This window comes from Marinobacter bryozoorum (assembly GCF_023156245.1).
Lineage (GTDB): Bacteria > Pseudomonadota > Gammaproteobacteria > Pseudomonadales > Oleiphilaceae > Marinobacter > Marinobacter bryozoorum.
Genome location: NZ_JAKZAH010000091.1, coordinates 1 through 1972, shown reverse-complemented (window position 1 = coordinate 1972; position 1972 = coordinate 1). Strand labels below are relative to the sequence as shown.

Genomic DNA, 1972 nt, shown 5'->3' with positions numbered 1-1972 from the left:
CTAGTTGCGGTAGGAATGCCTCTCACGAGGCACCCCCCGCACAGATCCGTACGTGCGGTATTACCGCATACGGCTCCTGCCTCGGGTGACGACGGCGAAACCGCTCGCTGGGCCAGGGGTGGAGGATACGCGGTAGCGGGAGCCAGGCATCGCGAAAGCGTTTGAAGCGTTCCCACGTCAAGCCCCGTGCTTTCTGGCTTCTGCGCCTCAACGCCTTGAACCAGGCGCGGCTGAGATGGTGCCAGAAAGCTCGAAGCGAGGCCAGATTGTATGGCACCGCGTGATAATTGTAGTACCCCTGGAGCACGGCGCACAGCCAACGAGCGGTCTCTGGAACCGGTCGATGCAGGCGCCGACGCAATTGCCTTTTCACTTGTTGCAGTTTAGCCCGTAAGCGCTTCGCGGCAGTCTGGCGCCGGATGGTGTACTTGCCTCGGCGTGTGCACGAGCAAATATGTGTCATACCCAGGAAGTCAAAGGTCTCCGGCTTGCCTGCGCCGCGCTGCTTACGGTTGATGTTGGCATAGCGGCCAAACTCCAGTAGCCGCGTCTTCTTCGGGTGCAGCGTCAGACCGAACCGATTGAGGCGTTGCGCCACGGCGGTGCGGAAAGCCTCCGCATCGTCGCGGCCTTGGAACCCCATAACGGTATCGTCGGCATAACGTACAATGACCACCCGTCCACGTGCGTGGTGTCTGCGCCACCAATCGGCCCATAGGTCAAACGCGTAGTGAAGGTAAATGTTGGCCAGCAACGGCGAGATGGCTGCGCCTTGAGGTGAGCCCTCGGCGAGATCGAGCCATTGCCCCTCATCGAAGGCGCCTACTCGCAACCATTTCTTGATCAGTCGCAGAATGCGCTTGTCGCCAATCCGGTGGCCAAGAAAGCGCATGAGCCAGTCGTGCTGGATGTGGTCGAAAAACCCCTGGATGTCCATATCCAGAACCCAGTTGACCGGTTGACTGGTCAGGCCGACCCAGAGCGCGTCCAGCGCATCGTGTTGGCTTCGCCCCGGCCGGAAGCCGTAGCTGAAGCCTTTAAAGTCGACCTCGTAAATGGCATTGAGCACCTCCACCAGTGCGCCCTGGACAACCTTGTCCTCCAGGGCAGAGACGCCCAGCAGTCTCTCACTGCCGTCCTCTTTGAGGATGCGTGCTCGTTTGACCGGCTGAGCCCGATAACTGCCCTCTTGTACACTCCGGTGCAGGTCCACGACCCGCTTCTCTGCAATCGGTGCGTAATCTTCCCACCGCACCCCGTCCACGCCTGGACTCGCATTGCGCTTGAGGCGCGCAAAGCTTCCTCTCAGGCACTCCGGCGTTAGGTGGTGCAGCAAGGCAGTAAACTGCAACGTCTTGTCCCTTCTTGCGGCTTCCCGTACACCGATCAGACCGCGCGACACGGCCCCTGGGCTCTGTGTCCCAGTCGTGGGCGCCTGAGCGGTGTTCCCCTTGGCCGAGCCCCTTCGCTCCACGAATTCCTCCGGCTTTTGGCGAGTTTGGTCTTGCTCTCGTTGATTGCCTTCGTTCATCCGCTTCTCCACTACTATGGGCTCGTCCGACTGCCCAACCGCGTTCATGCAGGTCGTTCGGGTCTTTCACCTTCACCTGCCGATCTGATGATGCACTACCCACACCACCAGATACGCGCTGGGCTCTCCCAGGTTCCGTGCATGCTGTATAGAGCTGCGTGCTCAGGGTCTATGACTCCGTGGGGCCCGGCCGGGACTTGCCATTTGCGCCTCGGCCAGTGTTGCCTTCCGTGAACGGGCATACCGTCGGCACCCCAAGGGCGAGAATTTTCGGAGCTCAATACCTGGCCCACAACAACCCCTGTCAACGCTTGCCCACTCCGGTTACCCGTCGCGGCCATGACTCGGGGCCAAGGCGGCTGGCCAGCCTTACCTCGTAGCGCATTTCCAGCGCCACCAACATGCCAGATTAACCTGGCGCATCGCCCGGATTTCTCATGA

Annotated in this window: 1 protein-coding gene; it reads right to left on the bottom strand. The window is 60.9% G+C overall.

Annotated features, from left to right (window positions below):
• Positions 1-22: 22 nt before the first annotated feature.
• A complete protein-coding gene (ltrA, locus tag MLC59_RS19635) occupies positions 23-1531 on the bottom strand; it encodes a group II intron reverse transcriptase/maturase (protein ID WP_161386207.1) in 1509 nt (502 codons plus the stop codon).
• Between the last annotated feature and the right edge of the window lie 441 nt (positions 1532-1972).

Bases quoted from the DNA above. Each gene is read 5' to 3' on its own strand.
- ltrA (WP_161386207.1), bottom strand. From the start codon at position 1,531: ATGAACGAAGGCAATCAACGAGAGCAAGACCAAACTCGCCAAAAGCCG.